Genomic DNA, 19,588 nt, shown 5'->3' on the forward strand with positions numbered 1-19,588 from the left:
ATGGAAGAGAACAACATTAATATACACGTACAAAATGCAGATGGCAGCTTAACCACTCTGGAAGCGCCTGTCGATATGGGCCTGAGCCTGATGGAGTTTTTAAAAGCCTGTGAATATGATATTTTAGCGACCTGCGGAGGTATGGCACTTTGCGCGACCTGTTGCGTGGATGTACTTGAAGGCGAAGACAAACTGAACGAAATGTCTGACGATGAGTACGCTATGCTGGATACTTTACCAGATGTATTACCGAATTCAAGACTGGCCTGCCAGTTACAGTTAAACCCTGCTATGGAGGGTTTAACTGTAAAATTACATGGTGGATTAGACTAGTTATCCATGGCCAGGTTTTTCCTGGCCGGATCTCCAATCGTTTTATATTCTCCTGTACCTTTTAAGATTACAAGCATTTTAGGTGTATTGTTCAACACAGATTTTGCTGCTGCAAATTCCTTATCATACTGAAATGCTTGTAATACTTTTCCTTTTTCAAAATAGTACCGGCTTACAATCTGTGTTTCCAGCGCTTTCCTGATTTCTTCCTTATAGGTATAAAGATCTTCTTTTTTAGCGGTTTGCATTTTTGCCCTTAAATCATCCAGATCGGCCTTCACAGCAGGCAGGTTATTCTCTTTTTCTGCTTCTGTCCTAAGGTCAGACAATAAACGCTCTGCATTTGAAGTATACTTATAATCTTTATCTGCAAGAGAGCTTACAAATTGCTCATAATCCTTATCTGAGACTTTAAAGTCTGCTGCAGAGGAAATGGATTTATTGCTCTTCTTATAGGAATTGGCAAAATCAAAAAACAGATTTTTACTGATTAATGAAATGGTGATGGGACTATACTTCTTGGCATCTACAAAAACGTCCGGATAGATCCCGTTTCCGTTATACACATTCCTGCCGCCTTTGGTACTGAATTTTGTGATCAGCGAATCGGCTATTTTAACTCTTTTACCTCCTTCACCTTTACGGGAATAATCAATAGCCTGGATACATCTGCCCGACGGGGTAAAATATTTGGCCACCGTAACCTTTACAAGGCTGTTGTATGGTAGATTAAAGGTTTGCTGCACCAATCCTTTTCCATAGCTCCGCTGACCAACGATGACGGCCCTGTCCAGGTCCTGTAAAGCACCTGCAACAATTTCAGAGGCTGAGGCTGAGGAGCCGCTAACCAACACCACAAGGGGCACCTGTGGGGCTATGGGGTCACTAACCGTTTTATAACTGATGGTCTTCTCCGGATTTCTTCCTTTTTGTGTAACGATGAGCACGTCTTTATTCACAAAAAGATTTACAATTTTAACAGCTTCCTGCAAGATTCCACCTCCATTGTACCTCAAATCCAGCACAATTCCTTTGGGTTGTTTCTTCGTCAGGTTCTGCACGGCATCTTTGACTTCCTGCGCTGAATTCTCCAAAAATTTATCCAACCGGATATAAGCAATATCATCGACTATCCCGGAATAAGAAACATTTGGCAGTTTAATCTCTTCCCGGATCAAGGTCTTGTTTAAAACCGCTCCTTCCCGGATGATCAGCAGGTCTACAGAAGAGCCTTTTGGCCCTCTGAGCAATTGCGTAACCTGACTTCTGTCTTTTCCTTTCACTTCCACACCACCAATACGTACAAACTGGTCTCCGGGTCTGACGTCTTGTTTATTAGCCGGATAACCTTCTGTCACTTCATTCACAAAAAGTTTTCCTTCAATAAAGACCGTACTTGCACCTACTCCTCCGAATTGGGTGCTGACATACTTTAGTTTATAGTCTTCTATTTCAGACTCAGGAATATATTCTGTATAGGGATCAAGTCCATCCAGCATGGCGTCAATGCCTGTTTTCATGAGATCAGACGGGTTGGTCTCATCTACATAATTAATGCTGACTTCCTTGTAAAGGGAGGCGAAAATATCCAGGTTTTTGGAAACCTGGAAAAGATCTTCTTTAAAAGACCAGGTCAGCGCAGCGGTTGCGATTAACCCGGCAGCAATAAAGGGTTTATATTTTATCATAATCTATTACCATCTGGATCGGCCAAAGCCTTATTGATGGTAAATTCAACATATTTCCTGTCTCTTTTGATCAGGCTCATCAACTGATTCACCAATTCTTCTTCCTGCCCCGGGGTAAAGGAGATGTTCTCCCCTGCCAGTTCACGGTACTTTCTTAGAAATTTGATCTTAACTTTTTGCGCTGTTTCAGGAGTAAGTGTAAAATTTGCCATAATGCAAAAATATAAATAATTGTAATACGATAAATCTTATTTATGGGAGGCTGCACCTTTTATATCCAAATCTTTTATTTTCTCTCTGATTCTTCTCATAAAGGATATACCCGGATCGGTTTTCTCCGTCCTGTAAGCTGAGTCCGTTTCTTTCCATAGCGGAGTTCCCCTGAACAAATTATACTCGTAATGCCCAATTACATATTCAATAGGATATTTGTTCTTTAACGACCGGATCAGTTGTTCATTTGCCTCTAATTGCGCCTCTGTTAAGGGCCATTTCTCTCCACCAACATTTTCAACACCAATAGCACAATAGTTTAGCCCAATCACATGTCTGGCCAGAATGGTATCCGGCAAGAGCTGGTAAATGGTCCCGTCACGATCAATAAGATACTGTGAAGACACATTTAAACTGCTCGCAGAAGTAAGTTCTCTCCTGGCTCCTGGTAAAGTAGAGCTATTGAATACATTAAAAGTTTTTTCCAAAGAAGGGATTTCAGTCCAGTGAAGCACAATCATAACAGGCTTAATGGTCGGCGTTGTTTGTTGTAGCCCATGCCTTTTTTCGAGGTATTCCAGGGAAAGCTGTTTTCTTTCTTCATCAAAAATGATGGGTTTTTGAATAACCGGATAGATTTTTTGAGCATAAGCTCCGGATATTGCCAATAAGCCAAGCAGTGTGAAGAAAAATGATTTATTCAGTATTGAAATCGGTTTCATATATACAATAATAAGGACAAAGGCCCTTTGCAAGGGCCTTTGTTGGAGTGATCCTTCATTATTTCACTTTCAAAGTAATTAAAGATCCCTTTTTAGATAAAGTGTTCTTATTGACAACTTCAACCTCCAGAACAATCGCTGTTCCGGTAGCCAGACCAGAAGGAACCGGATAACTCAGAATCAATGAATCTGTACGACTTATAGAGGAATAAGCCTTTTGGTAAGCTGTCGTTGATACCAACTGCTGACCGCCCGTACCTACTGTTGCCCTTAGATTGATCTTGTCAATCGGATCATCAGACCAGTATCTTAAATCCAGGGGAACTGGTGTTCCCGAAGTCACATTTGCAGTAGCAGGGGGTTGAATGGTAAAACTGGCTACAACCGGTACCTTGCCTATAACTGTAATATTATCCTGCAGCCATTGATCTGGTGCATTCTTTTTACATGCAGTGGTCAACAGCATCACCGAAAAAAGACCTGCAACCATTATTGATATATTCGTTTTCATTTTCTCTTAATTAATTGAACAACCATATTTTTTGGGCCTGATTTGGAATCTTAGGCACATTAGGATTTCGTCCTGGTTCATTATCAGGGTATTTTGCCCGCTGAACATATACATTGCCTAAAAGATTTTTATTCGGCTGTTTCAAGCCAGGATAAATAGCAGCATCATATTGATAACGTCTCATATCTGTCCAGGTCTCCATTTGAAGAAATAAGGCAATGTATTTTTGGAGCATGATATCCGTAATCGTAATGTTCCCATTCTTAGTGACAACTGCATTTGTTGTATAAGTGGTTATATCCGCATCTGAAACCCCAAGTTTCAGCATATTTCCCTTTATACCATTAATATAAGCGGTATATGCGCCAGCCTTGTCTGTTCCAATCAGGGCTTCGGCCTTTATAAATTGCATCTCTGCATAAGTCAATATAGGAACAGGAGATGTTCTTGCGCCATAATAGGTTTTATCCGTTACGTCTGAGTTTGCCAGGATTGCACCAGGATCTGTACTCAGTGCGCCAACTGGCCGGCCTGTATAGGTAGCAGCGCCTGCGTTATCAAATAATTTTGGCAATCTTGGATCTATTACGCCGCTAAAATATCCTGTGCCATTCATCAGGTTCACCAGGAAATAAGAAGGACGACCTTGTTTTGCAGTAATTGCGGGTTGGCCCAGATTTGTATACCATGGGCTTGGTCTTTCCTGAGAGTATTTCAACTGTAAATCTACAGCTCCCTTTTGGTCATCAATCGCAGAGGAAACATCAGAGATGGCCTTAACAAGATTGGCAGGGTCCTTTTTAGACAAATGAAGATAATAGCGTGCCCGTGCTCCATAGGCTACTTTTTGCCAGCTGGCAATTGTTCCTCCGAAAATAAGATCACTTGTACCAACTTTTAAACTTGCAGTTGTGGGAACAGGTTTAGCCAGGTCGGCAATTGCTCCATCCAAAAGGGCCTTTAATGAAGTGTTATAGATGTCCTGTTGCGCATCATAGGTTGGACTTGGAACAGTTGGCCCTTTGAAAGCCTGGCTGTAAGGCAAATCTCCCCAGATGTCTGTGCTTTGCATCAAAGTTAATGCAAAAAGAACTTTGCCAATCCCAGAATACTGAGGAGCTCCGAGCTTTTCTGCACGGTCAATCATATCTTTTAAGTTTGGCATCGCATCCCTGTAAGCAGACTCCCAGATATTGTCAAATCCATAAGGATTATAGGAGTCTATATTTGCTTCATAGGAGTTAAAACCAGCTAAATATTGTGGATAGCTGTTTCCATATTGTCCCACATTAAAAAAAGATGTTGCAGTAAACTGAATAGTCGCACCTAAAAGGCCTGATAAATTCGCCTGATCAGGAGTTAACCTTGAAGGATCATCATTAATGTCCAGGGCCTTCTTGCAAGCACCAAACGATGCCGCAACAACAACCATCATAACCAGGACTTTTATATTTATTCTTTTCATTTTTTTAGAAATTAACATTTATACCAACGTATACACTTCTTGTAGAAGGAATACCCGTTCCTACATAGCCAACTGAGTTTGATCCCGCACCATAAGCACTTGCCTCCGGATCAAATCCATTAAAAGGTGTGCTTAACCACAGGTTATTCCCTGTTACAGAAAGTGATGCAGATTTAATAAAAGTTTTGTTCAGCCATTTTTTAGGCAATTCGTAAGCAAGCGAAACATTTTGCAGCCTTACCCATGAAGCATCCTGAAAACCATTGTTTTCTGTAGAAAGCCTGTACGCAAAACTATTGTTATAGAAGCTTTGGTCAATCAGGGCAGCTTTGTCGTTTGGAACATATACAGGATTTGCCGCAGTACCGGTATTCTTAACGCCTTTAAAAATCACCATTTCATTTCTCATTTGCGTTTCTGCACCTATACCAGTCGTATATCTTTGTGTTCTCGGTATATCGAACACGTCTCCACCTTTCTTAAAGCTGAACAGGAAAGAGAATGTAAATCCTTTGTAATTCAATGTACTGCCAATACCACCAACCCAGTCTGGATAGGCATTTCCAACCAGGAAGTTATCTGACAATTGTTGAGTGGTTGACGGATATCCGTTGGCATCAAGAATAAGTTGTCCATTATACGGACTGCTTGGATCAGATACCCTTAAATAAGGCCAGCCATACCAGTCTCCTGGCCTGCCACCAGTTTTAATGATTTGCTTAACCCATGGTGTTTCGGGATTGAATTGAATTTCGCTTACTCCGGGAGGCATCGATAGCACACGCCCTTTTGTTTGCGACCAGTTGGCATTGATGTCCCATTTAAACCCTGGTGTATTGATCACATTGGCTGTCAACAAAAACTCCAGTGAGTTGTTACGGATTTTACCTGCATTCGTCACGAAAATATCAAAACCTGAAGCGTAACTGATTGGAACTGGAACGATCTGATCAACACTATTCAGTATAGCATAGTTGGCATCCAGGGTAATTCTGTTTTTCAGAAAATGAAACTCTCCCCCAAACTCCAATCCTTTTGTTCTCTCCGGACGCAGAGATTCGGAGCCAACTTTAATATCTCTTCTTACCCCACTCACACCACTAAAAGCCTGAAGTGTTGAATAATACTCTCCGATTTGATAAGGGTCTGCATCTTTACCAACTTCAGCATAAGAAGCCCTTAACTTACCATAATTAAAGATCGGATTATCCTGCAAACCCAAAGTCTCTGTAAAGACATAGGAGAGACTCGTTGATGGATAAAAGAACGACCGGTTTTTAGCTGGTAGTGTAGATGACCAGTCGTTTCTTCCTGTCACATTCACAAACACGGTATTGTTATAACTCACCGTCAGATCGCCAAAAACACCAATAATATTCTTTTTAGTTGGAAAAGTTGTTGGGTTATAGACATTGTAATTGTTAATGCTTTCCACGTTTGGAACTACAGCCTGAGTTCCATTTAAGGAAAGGTTCGTTCCATTAATATGAGTAAAGGAATGTCCAAGCAAGAAATTCACATTCCATTTGTCACCAAATTGCTTAGAAGCTCTGGCAAAGAAATTTGAATTGATTTCATTATAGCTGATCCTCTGTTCTGTCATAGACCCCAATGGGCTAATCAACAAACCAACCTCGTTATACACTTGTCTGAAATCCGTATAATGATCCAAACCCGCTTTATAATTGAAAGTCAGCCAGTCCGTCGCCTTATATTCGACACCAAGGTTTCCTATAAGTCTGTTTACATTGTCTCTTAGATAAGCATTCTCTGTAAAATAGAATGGATTCTGTATAGAAGCGTTATATGTTTTCTCAGATCCATCTGGGTTTAAATAGTCTCTTGGATCGACCGTATTGGTAGAACGCATTAGATAATAAATTGTTCCAGAGGAGACACCAGTACGAGGATTCTTTCCTCCTGAATTGATGTAATTTGCAGATCCCTCAAACTTCAACTTATCAGAGGCTTTTAGGGTTCCGGCAAGCTTTATAGATGTTTTTCCATAATCTGAGTTTGGAACTACGCCATCCTGAGTAGAATTTGCAATGGAAGTAAAATAGGTAGCACTTTCATTTCCACCACTAAAAGTAAAAGAGTTTTGAGCCTGATGACCTGTTTTGAAGAACAAATCATAAGGGTTATAGCTTGGAATTCCCTCTATTTTAGGCCCCCAGGAATTAACTGTCGGAATGTATGCACCATTGTTTCCATTACCATAAGCGGTTTGAATAGCGGGCTTAGTGGCTACGTCGTCAAAGCTATAAGAAGATTTGAAACTAAAAGCCGGCTTTCCACCTTTACCAGATTTTGTTGTAATGATCACCGCACCATTTGCTGCTCTCAAACCATATAGAACAGATGCAGCTGGGCCTTTCAAAATAGTCATGGTTTCGATGTCATCTGGATTGATATCTGCTGCCCTATTCGTGTTTTGGAAATTGTCATTGAGCTGATCCGTATTGTTTGAAATAGGAATTCCGTCTACAACAAATAGGGGTTGGTTATTTGCTGAAGGATTCAAGGAGTTAATCCCCCGAATCTGGATCCTTGATCCTGAACCTGCGGCTCCCCCCGCACTGGTAATCTGCACGCCAGAAGCCTTGCCTTTTAAGGCATTGATGAGGTTGGATTGATTGGTATTGGCAATGTCTGCAGCCTTAATTTCCTGAGTTGCATACCCCAATGCCCGTTTCTGTTGCTTAACGCCCAGTGCGGTTACCACAACCTCATTTAAATTGTTTGCCGTTGGCTTCAACACAACATTCAAATTACTGTTGTTACCCACAGGAATTTCCTGGGCAATCATCCCAATATAGCTGAATACCAGCACATCAGATGAGGCAGCTTTAATGGAGTAGACACCATTTGTATTGGTTTGAACGACCGTACTGCTGCCCTTTATCTTCACAGATACTCCAGGGATAGGCATCAGATCATCAGAGGAAGTCACCTTTCCGGATACCGAAATTTGCTGGGCTAAGGCCTGAGTTGCCAGCATAAAGGTCCCCCACAACAATAGGAGTAGTTTTTTTTTCATAATGAATTGGTTAAGATTAAGTTTTTCTCATTCGGCATAATGTTTTTTGCGTCTTTATGCGTCTTTATGCAATAAATTTAGAAAAATATATTATTAATAAAATCATATCGAGAAAAAAAGTGCTTAAAATTCAGTTATATAGCTTTTAATATGCAGCAATTTGCGTGTTTAAACATGATATAAATGAACTTAATATAAAAACACAAAGGCCCCAAATGGGGCCTTTGTGTTTTTATATTAAATAGGGAGTATATTCCTGGATAAAGAAATACTTTATTAAAAAGTGGGATCCGCAGGAGTATTCGGATTATTATCCCGTTCTGTGAAAGGATAAGGGAAAAAGTTTCTTTTCCTGTCCGAGTTTGGCCGCCCAAATCTCCTCATATCCTCAATCTTCAAACCAGACATATACAATTCAATGCACCTGTGTTTATAAATCAGATCCAGTAATTGAGCTTGGGTATAGGTTCCTGTAAGCGAAGGTAAGGCAGCGCCTACACCAAAATGATCTGAGGAAGGAGTCTTTGTCACAACTTTATTTAGTTCAATCAAGGCACTAGTAAGATCTGGCTGACGGGCATACGCCTCTGCTTTGATCAAAGTAATTTCTCCCGGCAGAAATACCGGAATAGACTGAGTTAAAGCAGCGCCAAAGCCTTTAATTCCAAGAAAAGGAGCCTTTGTTATTGGCTGGGTATAAAAAGGCACCCGCTGATCTGCTGCGTCTGGAACAAAAGATCCAGCTTGTCCAAGGTTAATATTACTTGGCTGGAAAACATTATTTGTCGAGGTCGCAATATCGTAAATCGGGTTAAAAGTATTGGTATCAAAATCAAATGTAGAATATCCAACCGGGTCAACCAAATTAGCGGTAGTCAGAGCCAAGGGATAGTTACCTGCAAAAAGTGCGTAACGCGCCTTTAAAGCCAACAAGGTGTTTTTAACATTCATATTCTTAGGAATATTTGCGTTAAAACTCGCACTTATAGCATTTGCAGTAATAACGGCAAGCGCATTGTCAATTACAGCAATAGCTTTATTAAAACCCTCTACCCTTGTAATGAAATTTACATTCTTACCAATACTGGCGGGAACTTTTTCCCAGTACTGAGATAAATTTCCTAAAGCAAGGGCCTTAAAAATACTGGAATAAGCAATCAAACCAGCAGCATAATTCTTATCCGGCAGGTTGGCTGCATTATTAATCACATTGTCTGCATCAAAAATAATTTTACTGGAATAACTCCATAAATTACCCAGTATGGTATTCGTACCATCAACACTATTTCCTCCGCTAAACAATTGCAATTCTGGTATATTCCCAGAATTTGACAGCAACAATTCATTGGTTACAAAACCATTGGCCTCGATAGAATTAAAATATACTCCCGTCCTTCCAGCCGAATACAATTTCTGAAGACCGACAGCAATACCAGTTAGTCCCCGGGAAGAGTTTAAAACGTCTGTAGCCAAAGCTGCATTTGGATCTTTGTATTCTTTTTTACAGGAAGTCGAAGCCAATATCAAGGAGGCCACAAGTGTTATTTTATATATATATAAATTTTTCATATCTGATCTTTTTGAAATTAAAACTTAACCTGCACTCCTAAAGTAAACGTACGTGGAATTGGCACGGAACCAAAATCAATATTACGTAACAATGTTGATTGTCCACCTGAATTTAACTCCGGATCATATCCTTTATAATTGTCCCAGGAAATCAAGTTTCTTCCACTTAGATTAACAGTCAGGTCCTGTAAAAATTTAACTTTCCCCACATTATAACTTAGAGATACCTCTCTTAATTTCACAAAAGAACCGTTATCGATTCTCCATTCTTCAACAGCATACGCACCAGCAATATAACCACGAGGCAATTTCCCTTCTTGTTCCTGTTCTGCAACCAAACCATTTCCTACGCCTTGACGTGTACGCCAATCCGCATTCCAAACGTCACTTCCATGAACCGCATCTAATTGAATATGCAGATTAAATTTCTTATAGGAGAAATCATTTACAAAGGAAGCAGTATACCCTGGATTTGGATTTCCAAGTACTTTACGGAGTGTGGTACCCGTTGGCATTCCATTAGCATCTCTCTGAGGAGTAAAAGTGGTTGCAGAAGTTTGAATTCCCCGTTCAGTTTGTGGGATACCTGCAGCGTTGGTCAACAAACTTCCATCCGGATTTCTTGCAAAGAAGGTCCCGTAAAAAACACCAATGGGCTGACCATCGATAATAGCAACCGGCGCCCCTGCATTTGTTGTGATCAATCGAAGAGCTCCGCTATTGAGTGCCTGATTTCTATTTCTGTTAAAGATAAAGGTCGTATTCCATTTGAAATCTTTTCCTGCGATTGGCGCTCCTGTCAGCATCAATTCAATCCCCTTATTTTCCAAAGCTCCATTATTATCCAATAGGCTGGAATAACCGTTAGTTGGAGCTATCACAACGGGTAGCAACAGGTCTTTCACCTTTTTTCTATACCAGTTAAAAGTAACGCCTAAACGGTTTGAAAAGAAGGAAATATCTGTTCCCAACTCCAATTCTCTTTGACGTTCAGGTCTAACGTTCTCATTCGCAAGGGTATTACTTCCGGTAAAGCCTGTATTTCCCAAAAGCGGATTTGAGTAATATTCATTGAAACGATCATAAGCCCCAATTCCGGTTAAGTTGCCAGATTCACCATAGGCTCCCCTTACCTTAAATGTGCTCCACCAGTCAGAAATCCCAAGGTTTTTCCAGTAATCAGCAGATGAAAGAACATAGCTCACATTTCCCTTTAAATACTCCTGGGTACGATTCGCACTACTGAACACAGAAGACTGATCTACTCTTAATGCCCCAGTCACAAACAAATGGTCGCGATATTTGAAATTTTGCTGTATGTAAGCTCCGCTAATGGTAAACTCGGACCTTCTATCCACATTTGGAAGAACGGTACTAGCCGCGTTTACAACCTCAATGAAAGGAGCCAGGCCACGTCCGTTCAAAAGAGAATATAAGTCCTTTTGGTATTGGTAAGACCCTCCCAATTGCGTCGTTGACAGTAATCCTTCCGCCAATTTTGCGTCATATGTAAAATTTAATTCATTATTGAACAATGTCGTAGTTGCATTTGCAGCACTAGCATAACCATTTAAACTCGCATCTAAAGTCGCCCCGCCTCCGTAGAAACCGGTACTTACATTATAGGCAAAAGGGGGAATATAGGTTGTACCATTTTGAATGGTATTATCGACACCCATGGTATAGTCAATAGTCAGATTTTTTACCGGATTCAATTTCAAACCCGTATTCGCGATAATTCTATTGGTAAACTGTCTTTGTTTGATGTCCTCAATTACAGAAACGGGATTTACCCTACCGCGTTCACCAACGGCTTTTAAATTCCCCAACGCATCCCTTGTAAAGATATCATGGAAGTTACCAATAATAGTCACTGAATTCATCGGAGAAAAGAAAGAGTTTCCGTCCGGCTTCTCATTTGCATCGCTGTGAACATAGTTAAACCCAGCAGTTAATTTAGCCCAATCACTCAACTTCTGGTCTAAGTTTGCTCTAAAATTATATCTTTTAAAATTTGTATTCTTAATAATTCCTTCGTTAGAAAAATAACCTGCCGAAGTAAAGATTCTGGTATTATCATTTCCCCCAGACACAGAAATATTGTTGTCTGTACCGGTAGCCGTCTGAAAGATATAATCCTGATAATTGTATCGGGTTACAGGACTTGTAGTCGTCGCTAACGCCGGAGGAGTTCCAGTGACAGCGATAATATCCTGAGTGAACACGTCTGGAGACCCTCCGAATTTTACCGGAGATTGATTTACTTCCACCTGCTTGCGTAATTTACTAACGATCAAACTGGTCGAGAAGCTCACTACTGGTTTTCCGCTCACCCCTCTTTTGGTAAAAATCTGAACCACACCCGAATTTGCCCTTGAACCATAGATTGCCGCCGCCGCCGCTCCATTTAGCACTTCAATTCTTTCAATGTCATTTGGATTAATATCAACCATCCTATTCTGACCCACACTTCCAACAAAATTTCCATTTTGACCAACTGGACTACCAGAATTATTTCCTCCGTCATAATTAGCAGAGGTATTCGTCACACGCGTTGTAGAATTATTCACAATTACTCCATCAATAATATACAGCGGCTCTGATGAAGAATTCACAGAGCTCACCCCTCTCAATCTCACAGACATACCTCCTGCAGGATCCCCCGAATTCTGACTGATCTGAGCACCAGCAGTTTTCCCCTGCAAAGAGGCCAGCACATTACCACTAGGAGCTTTGACAAGATCATCTCCCTTAACCGTACTCACATAACTTCCCAATTGTTTACGTGTCGTTCCCTGTGAAGTACCAGTAACGATCACCTCATCCAGGCCAACCGCATCAGTCCCTAATTCTGCATTAACGGTTACTTTCTCGTCAGCACCGAGAATGACCGGCTTGCTCACAGACTTAAAACCAATATAAGAAAACGTAACCTGATAAGTTCCCGGAGCTAAATTAGCTGCAAGACTAAAAACGCCATCATTATTTGATGCGGTAGCAAAACTGCTGCCCTGGATTTTAACCACAACCCCCGGGATGGTTTGTTTGGTTGATGCATCCACAATTTTACCGACTAAAGTAAACCGTTTGCTCTGCGCATAAGCAGAACTGGCAAACATCAATAATAGAACGGGTACTATAAAAGCAAAAATGCATCTAAAGCACCATAATGTGTAGATTTTTTTCATACTTGTTTGGTTAGTAATTATGGCCAATTGTTAATTTGACAGCACATCCTTAAACACGCAATTACACGCACAAAGATGTTCCTAAAGTAAATATCCTAAATGTTTTTTATTAAATACAAGAAATGATTAACTATTTATGAACAAACAAGCAAAATAATGTTGCACAAATCCGCATAAATCCGCAACTTCTATTTTCTTTTCATATATTTATTACATTAGCAAAAAATTCAGTCCATGTTAAAGAAGGAACGCCATGATCTCATCATGCGCCAGATCAACCTACACAACAGAGTACTCACCTCTGATCTTGTCCAGTTATTAAATGTATCTGAAGATACCATCAGAAGAGATCTCCAGGAGTTATGTGATAGAGATCAGTTAATTAAAGTTCACGGAGGAGCACTTTCAACTTCTTATCAATCTTCTTTTGACGATAAAAATGTTTATGCCCGCGAAGCAAAAATCGCCATTGCAAAAAAAGCCATATCCCTGATCAAAGATGGCATGGTGATCTTAACTGGAGGCGGAACAACCATTATAGAACTTGTTAAACAATTACCAGATCATCTTCAAGCTACTTTTTTCACTATCAGCCCTTATGTAGCCATAGAATTGGCTAAATATGCTAAAATAGAAGTCATCCTGATCGGAGGCCTGTTTTCCAAGAATTCTCAGGTAACTTATGGAGGTCATGTGATCAATCAATTATCCGAAATCAATGCAGATCTCTGTTTGCTCGGCACAAGTGCGATGCATGCACAGAATGGGCTTACAGATACCGACTGGGAAATCAATCAACTCAAAAAAACCATGTTGAATTCCTGCAAAAATTCTGCAGTACTGTGCATTTCAGAAAAGCTGAACACCACCCAAAGGCTTAAGGTAGCCTCCCTGGAAAAAATAAATTATCTGATCACCGAACTTCCCGCAACCAGCCATGAACTGGATGCATACAGAACAAAAGGCATTAAAGTTCTGTAAGCAAAAAACGATCAGCCATTAATTTTGATCAGAAACATAAATATCTGTTCATTATTCTCTAGATATTATAGAAATAGTGTGCTATATTTACTGCTCCGTACCAATTTTAACAACCTAATAAATGGCTAGATTAAATCTATTAGAAGAGACGCGCTTTGAAAAACTGCCTGTTTCTGTCTTTGACAATCCGCGTGAGGCATCTTTGAATGTTGCTCACCGTATTGCAAACCTTATTAAAAAAAAGCAAGAACAAAATGAGATGGCCGTTCTTGGCTTAGCAACGGGGGCCACACCAATTGCAGTCTACGCAGAACTTGTTCGTTTACACAAAGAAGAAGGACTGAGTTTTAAGAATGTAATTACATTTAACCTTGATGAATATTACCCTATGCAGCCTAATGCCGCACAGAGTTATGTAACATTCATGAATGAAAATCTTTTTGATCACATTGATATTGATAAAAACAATGTGAACATCCCTGATGGCACACTTACACTGGAAGAAATCCCCGCATTTTGCCTCAACTATGAGCGAAAAATCGGAGAACTGGGTGGATTAGACATTCAGATCCTCGGTATTGGACGTACCGGACACATTGGTTTCAATGAGCCGGGATCAGCACCAAACTCAGGAACCAGACTGGTAACCCTGGACGACCTGACCAGACGTGATGCGGCCAGGGACTTTGGTGGAAAATCTTTCGTTCCAACAAAAGCCATTACCATGGGTATCGGCACGATCTTCAAAGCCAGGGAAATTATCCTTATGGCCTGGAACAGAAAAAAAGCTTCAATTATTAAAAAAGCGGTAGAAGGTGAGATTTCAAGTGAAGTTCCTGCAACCTATCTACAATTATCAGACCACGTAGAATTTATTCTGGACGTTGATGCAGCTTCCTTATTAACCCGTTTTGATACACCTTGGCTGGTTAAAGATTGTATCTGGGATGAAACATTAACTCGTAAAGCGGTGATCTGGCTGGCCAACAAGCTTCAAAAGCCAATCCTGAAACTTACAGAAGACGATTTTAACAACAACGGTATGGCACAGCTTGCTGTTGAAAAAGGTCCGGTTTACAACATCAACATCCACATCTTCAACAAGCTTCAGCACACCATTACCGGATGGCCTGGAGGTAAACCAAACGCCGACGACTCCCAAAGACCGGAACGTGCAGAACCGGCTACAAAAAGGGTGATCATCTTCTCGCCACATCCTGACGACGACGTGATCTCTATGGGCGGAACATTTATCCGTCTGGTAGACCAGCAGCACGACGTGCATGTGGCTTATCAAACTTCCGGAAATACCGCAGTTTGGGATGACGATGCGCTTCGTTTTGTGGAATTCAGTATAGACTTTGCCCAGAAAATGGGATTGGGCCAGGATGCTTTACAGAACATTTACGACAATATGCGTAAATTCATTGAGCAAAAGCAACCTAACCAGGTAGACACTCCAGAAATCCAGTCTGTTAAAGGTTTGATCAGAAAAGGAGAAGCTATTGCTGGTGCACGCTATTGCGGATTGGAAGATGATCATATTCACTTTATGGCGCTTCCTTTCTATGAGACCGGCAAAAACCAAAAGAATCCGGTAACCAGTAAAGACGTGGAACTAACCATTGAATTGCTTCAAAAAGTTAAACCTCAGCAGGTTTTCGCAGCAGGCGACTTTGAAGATCCTCATGGAACACATATTGTATGCTTTAACATCATCCTTGCAGCTTTAACAGAACTTCGTAAAACAGAAGCCTGGGCACAAGAGTGCTGGCTATGGATGTACCGTGGCGCATGGCATGAATTTGAAACCCATGAAATTGAAATGGCTGTTCCACTGAGTCCTCAGGAGCTGGAGAAAAAGAAATATGCCATCTTCAAACACCAATCACAGAAAGACCGTGCCGTATTCCCTGGAGACGATTCACGTGAATTCTGGAAACGAGCAGAAGACAGAAACCGTGAAACAGCCAAAGCTTACGATGACCTTGGATTGGCAGAATACGAAGCCATGGAAGCCTTCGTGAGGTGGAAATTCTAAATGATGGAAAAGAGTTCTCAAAGGTTATTGTCCCTTGATTTTTTCAGAGGGGCAACAGTAGCAGCAATGATCCTGGTGAATAATCCGGGTGATTGGGGAAATATCTATGCGCCTTTGGAGCATGCCAGCTGGAACGGCTGTACGCCCACAGACCTGATCTTCCCCTTCTTCCTCTTTATTGTTGGGGTATCTATTGCTTATGCCATGGGGAGTAAAAAGGCTGATCCGGCCCTTCATAACCAAACTATACTCAAAGCCTTTAAACGTGCTTTGATCCTGTTTGGCCTGGGCCTGTTCCTGTCTTTATACCCAAAGGTCTTTACGGAACCCTTTGAGGCTTTTAAAACCGTCAGAATACCCGGTGTATTGCAGCGCATAGCCCTTGTATTTTTCTTTTCTTCCGTCATTTTTCTGAAGAATTCAGAGCGGAGCATATTTAAAATACTCCTTGGGCTGCTTGTGGTATACTGGGCATTACTCACTTTTGTACCTGTACCGCATGTTGGCTATCCTAATCTGGAAAAAGAAACAAATTTAGGTGCCTGGCTTGACCGCAGTTTACTAACGGAGGCGCATTTATGGAAATCAGCAAAAACCTGGGACCCGGAAGGCATCCTAAGTACTGTTCCATCCATCGCGTCAGGCTTATTTGGAGTGCTGGTTGGTATTTATTTAAAGCGTAAAGATATTGAGGCTGCTACAAAAATTGCCTGGCTGTTCTCTACCGGATTTGCAGCCATTGCCCTGGGTTTGCTATGGGATCTTGAATTTCCCATCAACAAATCTCTGTGGACCAGCTCCTATGTGCTCTACGCCGGAGGACTGGCAACTGTTATCCTCTCTTTGAGCTACTGGATCATTGACGTGCAGAAATACACCAGGTTTACAACACCATTTGTAGTCTACGGAGTGAATGCCATTACCGTATTTTTCCTTTCCGGTTTAATTCCAAGAACATTAAACATGATACAGGTAAAAATGTCGGATGGAACAACGGCAGGCGCACAGTGGTGGTTGTATAAAAGCTTTTACAGTCCAAATTTTTCGCCTGTGAACGCTTCACTTGCCTGGGCAGTTACACAGATTCTTTTCTGGCTGGTCATTCTATGGATCATGTACAAGAAGAAAATCTTTATTAAAGTCTAAAAAAGAAAGCCTGATGAAATCATCAGGCTTTCTTTTTTTATTTTGTTTCTACACCCACAGGACCGCTTGGCTCGCTTTCGTTCTTTAACCGATCCAGTGCCGTCACCAAATAATTATACCTTTTCCCTTTTTCCACCGTCGTATCAATGAAAGATGTAAAGTCTTCAAAACTGATCCTAAGTATATTTTTAGGGTTTAAAACAGAAATTTTCTCCCCCTCATCAAACCGATAGATCACATAGCCTGAAGCGGTTTCTCCATCCTCTGCCATAAACGGCTTGGTCCATTGAAGGTGTACGCCATCATTAGCAGCCTCTGCTTTAAAATTTTGAGGTGCATTTGGAACAACATCATCCAGCCAGGGCATCTGTGGGGGAAGAGCCGGATATTTATAGAGATCATTCTTCAGAGAATCACCAACAGCCCTTGCGACAGTAGTGAAAGATTTGGAGCTAAAAAACACACTACCCTGCACCCTGTTGTTCTCCCGCAGGTACCTGATCTGATCTGGAATCTGATTTGGTTGCCGCCAGGCAGCTTCCATTTTCTGGTTCACCAGGTATGCAGCCTGACCAATGTATAAATGCCGGCCAAAAGTATTATTACTCCACCAGTCTACCAATGTTCCAAAAGGAGCCGCTTTTCTGGTGAAACTAAAATAGATCTGAGGATTGATGTAATCTACCCAGCCCTCTTTAACCCATTTCCTGGAATCAGCGAATAATTCTGCATAATTGGAAAGACCATTCGTTTTAGACCCCTCTGCGTCTTCAAAAGAGTTTTTCCAGATACCAAAAGGGCTGATGCCAAATTTCACATACTTTTTATAATGGTGAATACTGTCGTCCAGCATTTTGATCAGCATGTCGACATTGTTTCGTCTCCAGTCCTTGATATCTGTAAACCCATTAGGATATTTGGCAAATGTTAAAGCATCATTTATTCTCTGTCCGGAGATCGGATAAGGATAGAAATAGTCATCAAAGTGAATTCCATCTACGTCATAGCCTTTCACCACATCAAGGATCACTTCAACTATATATTCCCTAACCTCAGGCAAGCCAGGATCGAACTGCTTTTTACCCCCATATAAAAAGAACATGTCCGGCCGCTTTGCTGTCATATGGCCACTGCTTACTGTCGAATTCCCGCCCATGGTGGCGCGGTAAGGATTAAACCAGGCATGCAATTCCATCCCCCTGGAATGCGCCTCCTTAATGGCAAATTCCAGAGGATCATAACCCGGACTTGGTGCAAGTCCCTGTCTTCCCATTAACCATTGACTCCAGGGCTCTCTCGATTTGGAATAAAAAGCATCCGCGGCCGGTCTGACCTGCAGGATAATTGCGTTCATTCCATTCTTTTTATGCTGGTCCAGCAAAGCGATCAGCTCCTGTTTTTGCTGATCTATGCTTAGTCCTGGCTTGGAAGGCCAGTCAATATTCGCCACTGTAGCCACCCAGATCCCTCTAAACTCTCTTTTTGGAGCGATTTTTGCAGTTGTTTGAGCAGATATAGTGTTGGGTAAAATAAATGCAACTATAATTGCATAAACAATGTTCTTAAGCATTCTTTATCTTTTTTGACGTTCATTTGTGTGTTTTTGTAGGTTATGTAAAGTAATACAACACAGCCCACCTAGGCAAGTAAACGATTTTTTTTAAAGTCTCATACAATTTGAGCATTTTTTTTACCATTTATTACATTTTTATCTTATGTTAGATTTTTTTTAGAATAACTAAAGAAAATTATTACACTAAAAACTGAACATCTATTTGAAATGTTAGACCAAAAAGTTTCCGGTACTAAAGGCGACCATAACAAAGTTTATTTTCTCATTATCGTAATAGCGGCATTAATTGGCACAAACGCCTATTTATACATAAAAGACAGACAGGAAAGTGAGCGCTTTGTTAGTGTCAGCAACGAAAAAGACCGTCTAAAACTTGAAGTTGAAAAGATAGAAGTTGAGTTAGACAAAGTCAACGCAATTAACCTGTCGTTAACAAATAAACTTCTGGAGGAGCAGGGACTTGCCCGTCAAAAAATAGCAGAACTGAAGTCTGCATTGCAAAAAGGACGGTTTAATAAAGATGAACTGTTAAAGGCTCAAAGGGAAATCAAGGAACTGCATGAATTTGTAAAAAGCTACAACGAAGATATCAACCGCCTGCAGCAGGAAAATTTTTTATTAAAAAACGAAAGGGACAGCCTGGCCAAAAGCTCTAATAAAGCCAGTGAAAGGGCCAATGCATTAGCCAGACGGAACTCTGAACTCAATGATAAAGTAAAAACAGGAGCTGTTCTAAAGGCCTTTAATGTTGGCGTTACGGCCTACAAAGTAAAGAACAGTGGAAAACATATTGAAGTAACCAGTGCCAGTTCAGCGAAAAAACTCGTCATTTCCTTTGGCATCGCACCTAATCCTTTAGCGCGGAAAGACTACCATAAGATCTATCTTAGGGTATTTGATCCGGCTGGAAATTTAATTGCAGATGAAAGCAATATGTTCGACGCAGAAAGCCAGCAAATGCAGTATAGCGAAATGATCACCATCTCCTATAATGATGATAACACGGCTTATTCTATTCAATGGGTTAATCCAAAAGAATTTATAAAGGGAACTTACACGATCATTCTATACGCTGATGGCCATACGATGGGAAAATCTTCCATCCTGCTGAAGTAAAT

General features: G+C 40.9%; 14 protein-coding genes. 5 read left to right on the plus strand and 9 right to left on the minus strand.

From position 1 onward, the window contains the following. Window positions 1-333 (plus strand): 2Fe-2S iron-sulfur cluster-binding protein, encoded by a 333-nt coding sequence (locus R2S08_RS03920; RefSeq protein ID WP_108554859.1) that lies wholly within the window; start codon window positions 1-3, stop codon window positions 331-333. On the opposite strand, the gene R2S08_RS03925 is transcribed toward R2S08_RS03920, so the two are convergent. The 8 genes from R2S08_RS03925 to R2S08_RS03960 form a co-directional block, all read right to left on the minus strand. After that, entirely contained in the window at window positions 330-2,021 is a 1,692-nt protein-coding gene (locus tag R2S08_RS03925) for a S41 family peptidase (protein WP_316833943.1), read from the minus strand. The genes R2S08_RS03920 and R2S08_RS03925 overlap by 4 nt on opposite strands. Continuing rightward, window positions 2,018-2,233 (minus strand): hypothetical protein, encoded by a 216-nt coding sequence (locus R2S08_RS03930; RefSeq protein WP_108554861.1) that lies wholly within the window; start codon window positions 2,231-2,233, stop codon window positions 2,018-2,020. Before R2S08_RS03930 ends, R2S08_RS03925 begins: the two co-directional genes overlap by 4 nt. Before the next feature lie 36 nt (window positions 2,234-2,269). Next, entirely contained in the window at window positions 2,270-2,956 is a 687-nt protein-coding gene (locus tag R2S08_RS03935; protein ID WP_316833944.1) for a peptidoglycan recognition family protein, read from the minus strand. 58 nt (window positions 2,957-3,014) lie between these two features. Continuing rightward, entirely contained in the window at window positions 3,015-3,467 is a 453-nt protein-coding gene (locus R2S08_RS03940; RefSeq protein WP_316833945.1) for a hypothetical protein, read from the minus strand. A gap of 10 nt (window positions 3,468-3,477) precedes the next feature. Then, window positions 3,478-4,932 carry a SusD/RagB family nutrient-binding outer membrane lipoprotein gene (locus tag R2S08_RS03945; protein ID WP_316833946.1) on the minus strand — a complete coding sequence of 485 codons (1,455 nt, stop codon included), beginning with the start codon at window positions 4,930-4,932 and terminating at the stop codon, window positions 3,478-3,480. 4 nt (window positions 4,933-4,936) lie between these two features. Next, window positions 4,937-7,972 carry a SusC/RagA family TonB-linked outer membrane protein gene (locus tag R2S08_RS03950; protein ID WP_316833947.1) on the minus strand — a complete coding sequence of 1,012 codons (3,036 nt, stop codon included), beginning with the start codon at window positions 7,970-7,972 and terminating at the stop codon, window positions 4,937-4,939. A gap of 276 nt (window positions 7,973-8,248) precedes the next feature. Beyond that, window positions 8,249-9,541 carry a RagB/SusD family nutrient uptake outer membrane protein gene (locus R2S08_RS03955; protein ID WP_316833948.1) on the minus strand — a complete coding sequence of 431 codons (1,293 nt, stop codon included), beginning with the start codon at window positions 9,539-9,541 and terminating at the stop codon, window positions 8,249-8,251. A 17-nt stretch (window positions 9,542-9,558) separates the two neighbouring features. After that, on the minus strand, window positions 9,559-12,729 hold the full coding sequence (locus R2S08_RS03960; protein WP_316833949.1) for a SusC/RagA family TonB-linked outer membrane protein: 3,171 nt from the start codon (window positions 12,727-12,729) through the stop codon (window positions 9,559-9,561). A 234-nt stretch (window positions 12,730-12,963) separates the two neighbouring features. On the opposite strand from R2S08_RS03960, the gene R2S08_RS03965 reads away from it, so the two are divergent. The 3 genes from R2S08_RS03965 to R2S08_RS03975 all read left to right on the plus strand — a co-directional run bounded on the left by R2S08_RS03965 (window position 12,964) and on the right by R2S08_RS03975 (window position 16,897). Then, on the plus strand, window positions 12,964-13,710 hold the full coding sequence (locus R2S08_RS03965; protein WP_133779224.1) for a DeoR/GlpR family DNA-binding transcription regulator: 747 nt from the start codon (window positions 12,964-12,966) through the stop codon (window positions 13,708-13,710). Between the two features lie 121 nt (window positions 13,711-13,831). Then, window positions 13,832-15,751 carry a glucosamine-6-phosphate deaminase gene (gene nagB / locus R2S08_RS03970; RefSeq protein WP_316833950.1) on the plus strand — a complete coding sequence of 640 codons (1,920 nt, stop codon included), beginning with the start codon at window positions 13,832-13,834 and terminating at the stop codon, window positions 15,749-15,751. Next, window positions 15,752-16,897 carry an acyltransferase family protein gene (locus tag R2S08_RS03975; RefSeq protein WP_316833951.1) on the plus strand — a complete coding sequence of 382 codons (1,146 nt, stop codon included), beginning with the start codon at window positions 15,752-15,754 and terminating at the stop codon, window positions 16,895-16,897. A 37-nt stretch (window positions 16,898-16,934) separates the two neighbouring features. Here R2S08_RS03975 and R2S08_RS03980 read toward each other — a convergent pair whose 3' ends face one another. After that, on the minus strand, window positions 16,935-18,467 hold the full coding sequence (locus R2S08_RS03980) for a glycoside hydrolase family 10 protein (protein WP_316833952.1): 1,533 nt from the start codon (window positions 18,465-18,467) through the stop codon (window positions 16,935-16,937). Between the two features lie 210 nt (window positions 18,468-18,677). Between R2S08_RS03980 and R2S08_RS03985 the strand changes: the two genes are divergently transcribed. Then, complete coding sequence (locus tag R2S08_RS03985; protein ID WP_316833953.1) at window positions 18,678-19,586, plus strand: hypothetical protein; 909 nt, start codon at window positions 18,678-18,680, stop codon at window positions 19,584-19,586. The last annotated feature ends 2 nt before the right edge of the window (window positions 19,587-19,588 follow it).

Origin of the sequence: Pedobacter nutrimenti, from assembly GCF_032678445.1 — a bacterium.
Classification (GTDB): Bacteria; Bacteroidota; Bacteroidia; order Sphingobacteriales; family Sphingobacteriaceae; genus Pedobacter; species Pedobacter nutrimenti_A.

Excerpts from the sequence above, each read along its gene's own strand:
- R2S08_RS03945 (WP_316833946.1), bottom strand. The coding sequence starts at position 4,932 with ATGAAAAGAATAAATATAAAAGTCCTGGTTATGATGGTTGTTGTTGCG.
- R2S08_RS03975 (WP_316833951.1), top strand. The coding sequence starts at position 15,752 with ATGATGGAAAAGAGTTCTCAAAGGTTATTGTCCCTTGATTTTTTCAGA.
- nagB (WP_316833950.1), top strand. The coding sequence starts at position 13,832 with ATGGCTAGATTAAATCTATTAGAAGAGACGCGCTTTGAAAAACTGCCT.
- R2S08_RS03925 (WP_316833943.1), bottom strand. The coding sequence starts at position 2,021 with ATGATAAAATATAAACCCTTTATTGCTGCCGGGTTAATCGCAACCGCT.
- R2S08_RS03985 (WP_316833953.1), top strand. The coding sequence starts at position 18,678 with ATGTTAGACCAAAAAGTTTCCGGTACTAAAGGCGACCATAACAAAGTT.
- R2S08_RS03920 (WP_108554859.1), top strand. The coding sequence starts at position 1 with ATGGAAGAGAACAACATTAATATACACGTACAAAATGCAGATGGCAGC.
- R2S08_RS03965 (WP_133779224.1), top strand. The coding sequence starts at position 12,964 with ATGTTAAAGAAGGAACGCCATGATCTCATCATGCGCCAGATCAACCTA.
- R2S08_RS03940 (WP_316833945.1), bottom strand. The coding sequence starts at position 3,467 with ATGAAAACGAATATATCAATAATGGTTGCAGGTCTTTTTTCGGTGATG.
- R2S08_RS03930 (WP_108554861.1), bottom strand. The coding sequence starts at position 2,233 with ATGGCAAATTTTACACTTACTCCTGAAACAGCGCAAAAAGTTAAGATC.
- R2S08_RS03980 (WP_316833952.1), bottom strand. The coding sequence starts at position 18,467 with ATGCTTAAGAACATTGTTTATGCAATTATAGTTGCATTTATTTTACCC.
- R2S08_RS03950 (WP_316833947.1), bottom strand. The coding sequence starts at position 7,972 with ATGAAAAAAAAACTACTCCTATTGTTGTGGGGGACCTTTATGCTGGCA.
- R2S08_RS03960 (WP_316833949.1), bottom strand. The coding sequence starts at position 12,729 with ATGAAAAAAATCTACACATTATGGTGCTTTAGATGCATTTTTGCTTTT.
- R2S08_RS03935 (WP_316833944.1), bottom strand. The coding sequence starts at position 2,956 with ATGAAACCGATTTCAATACTGAATAAATCATTTTTCTTCACACTGCTT.
- R2S08_RS03955 (WP_316833948.1), bottom strand. The coding sequence starts at position 9,541 with ATGAAAAATTTATATATATATAAAATAACACTTGTGGCCTCCTTGATA.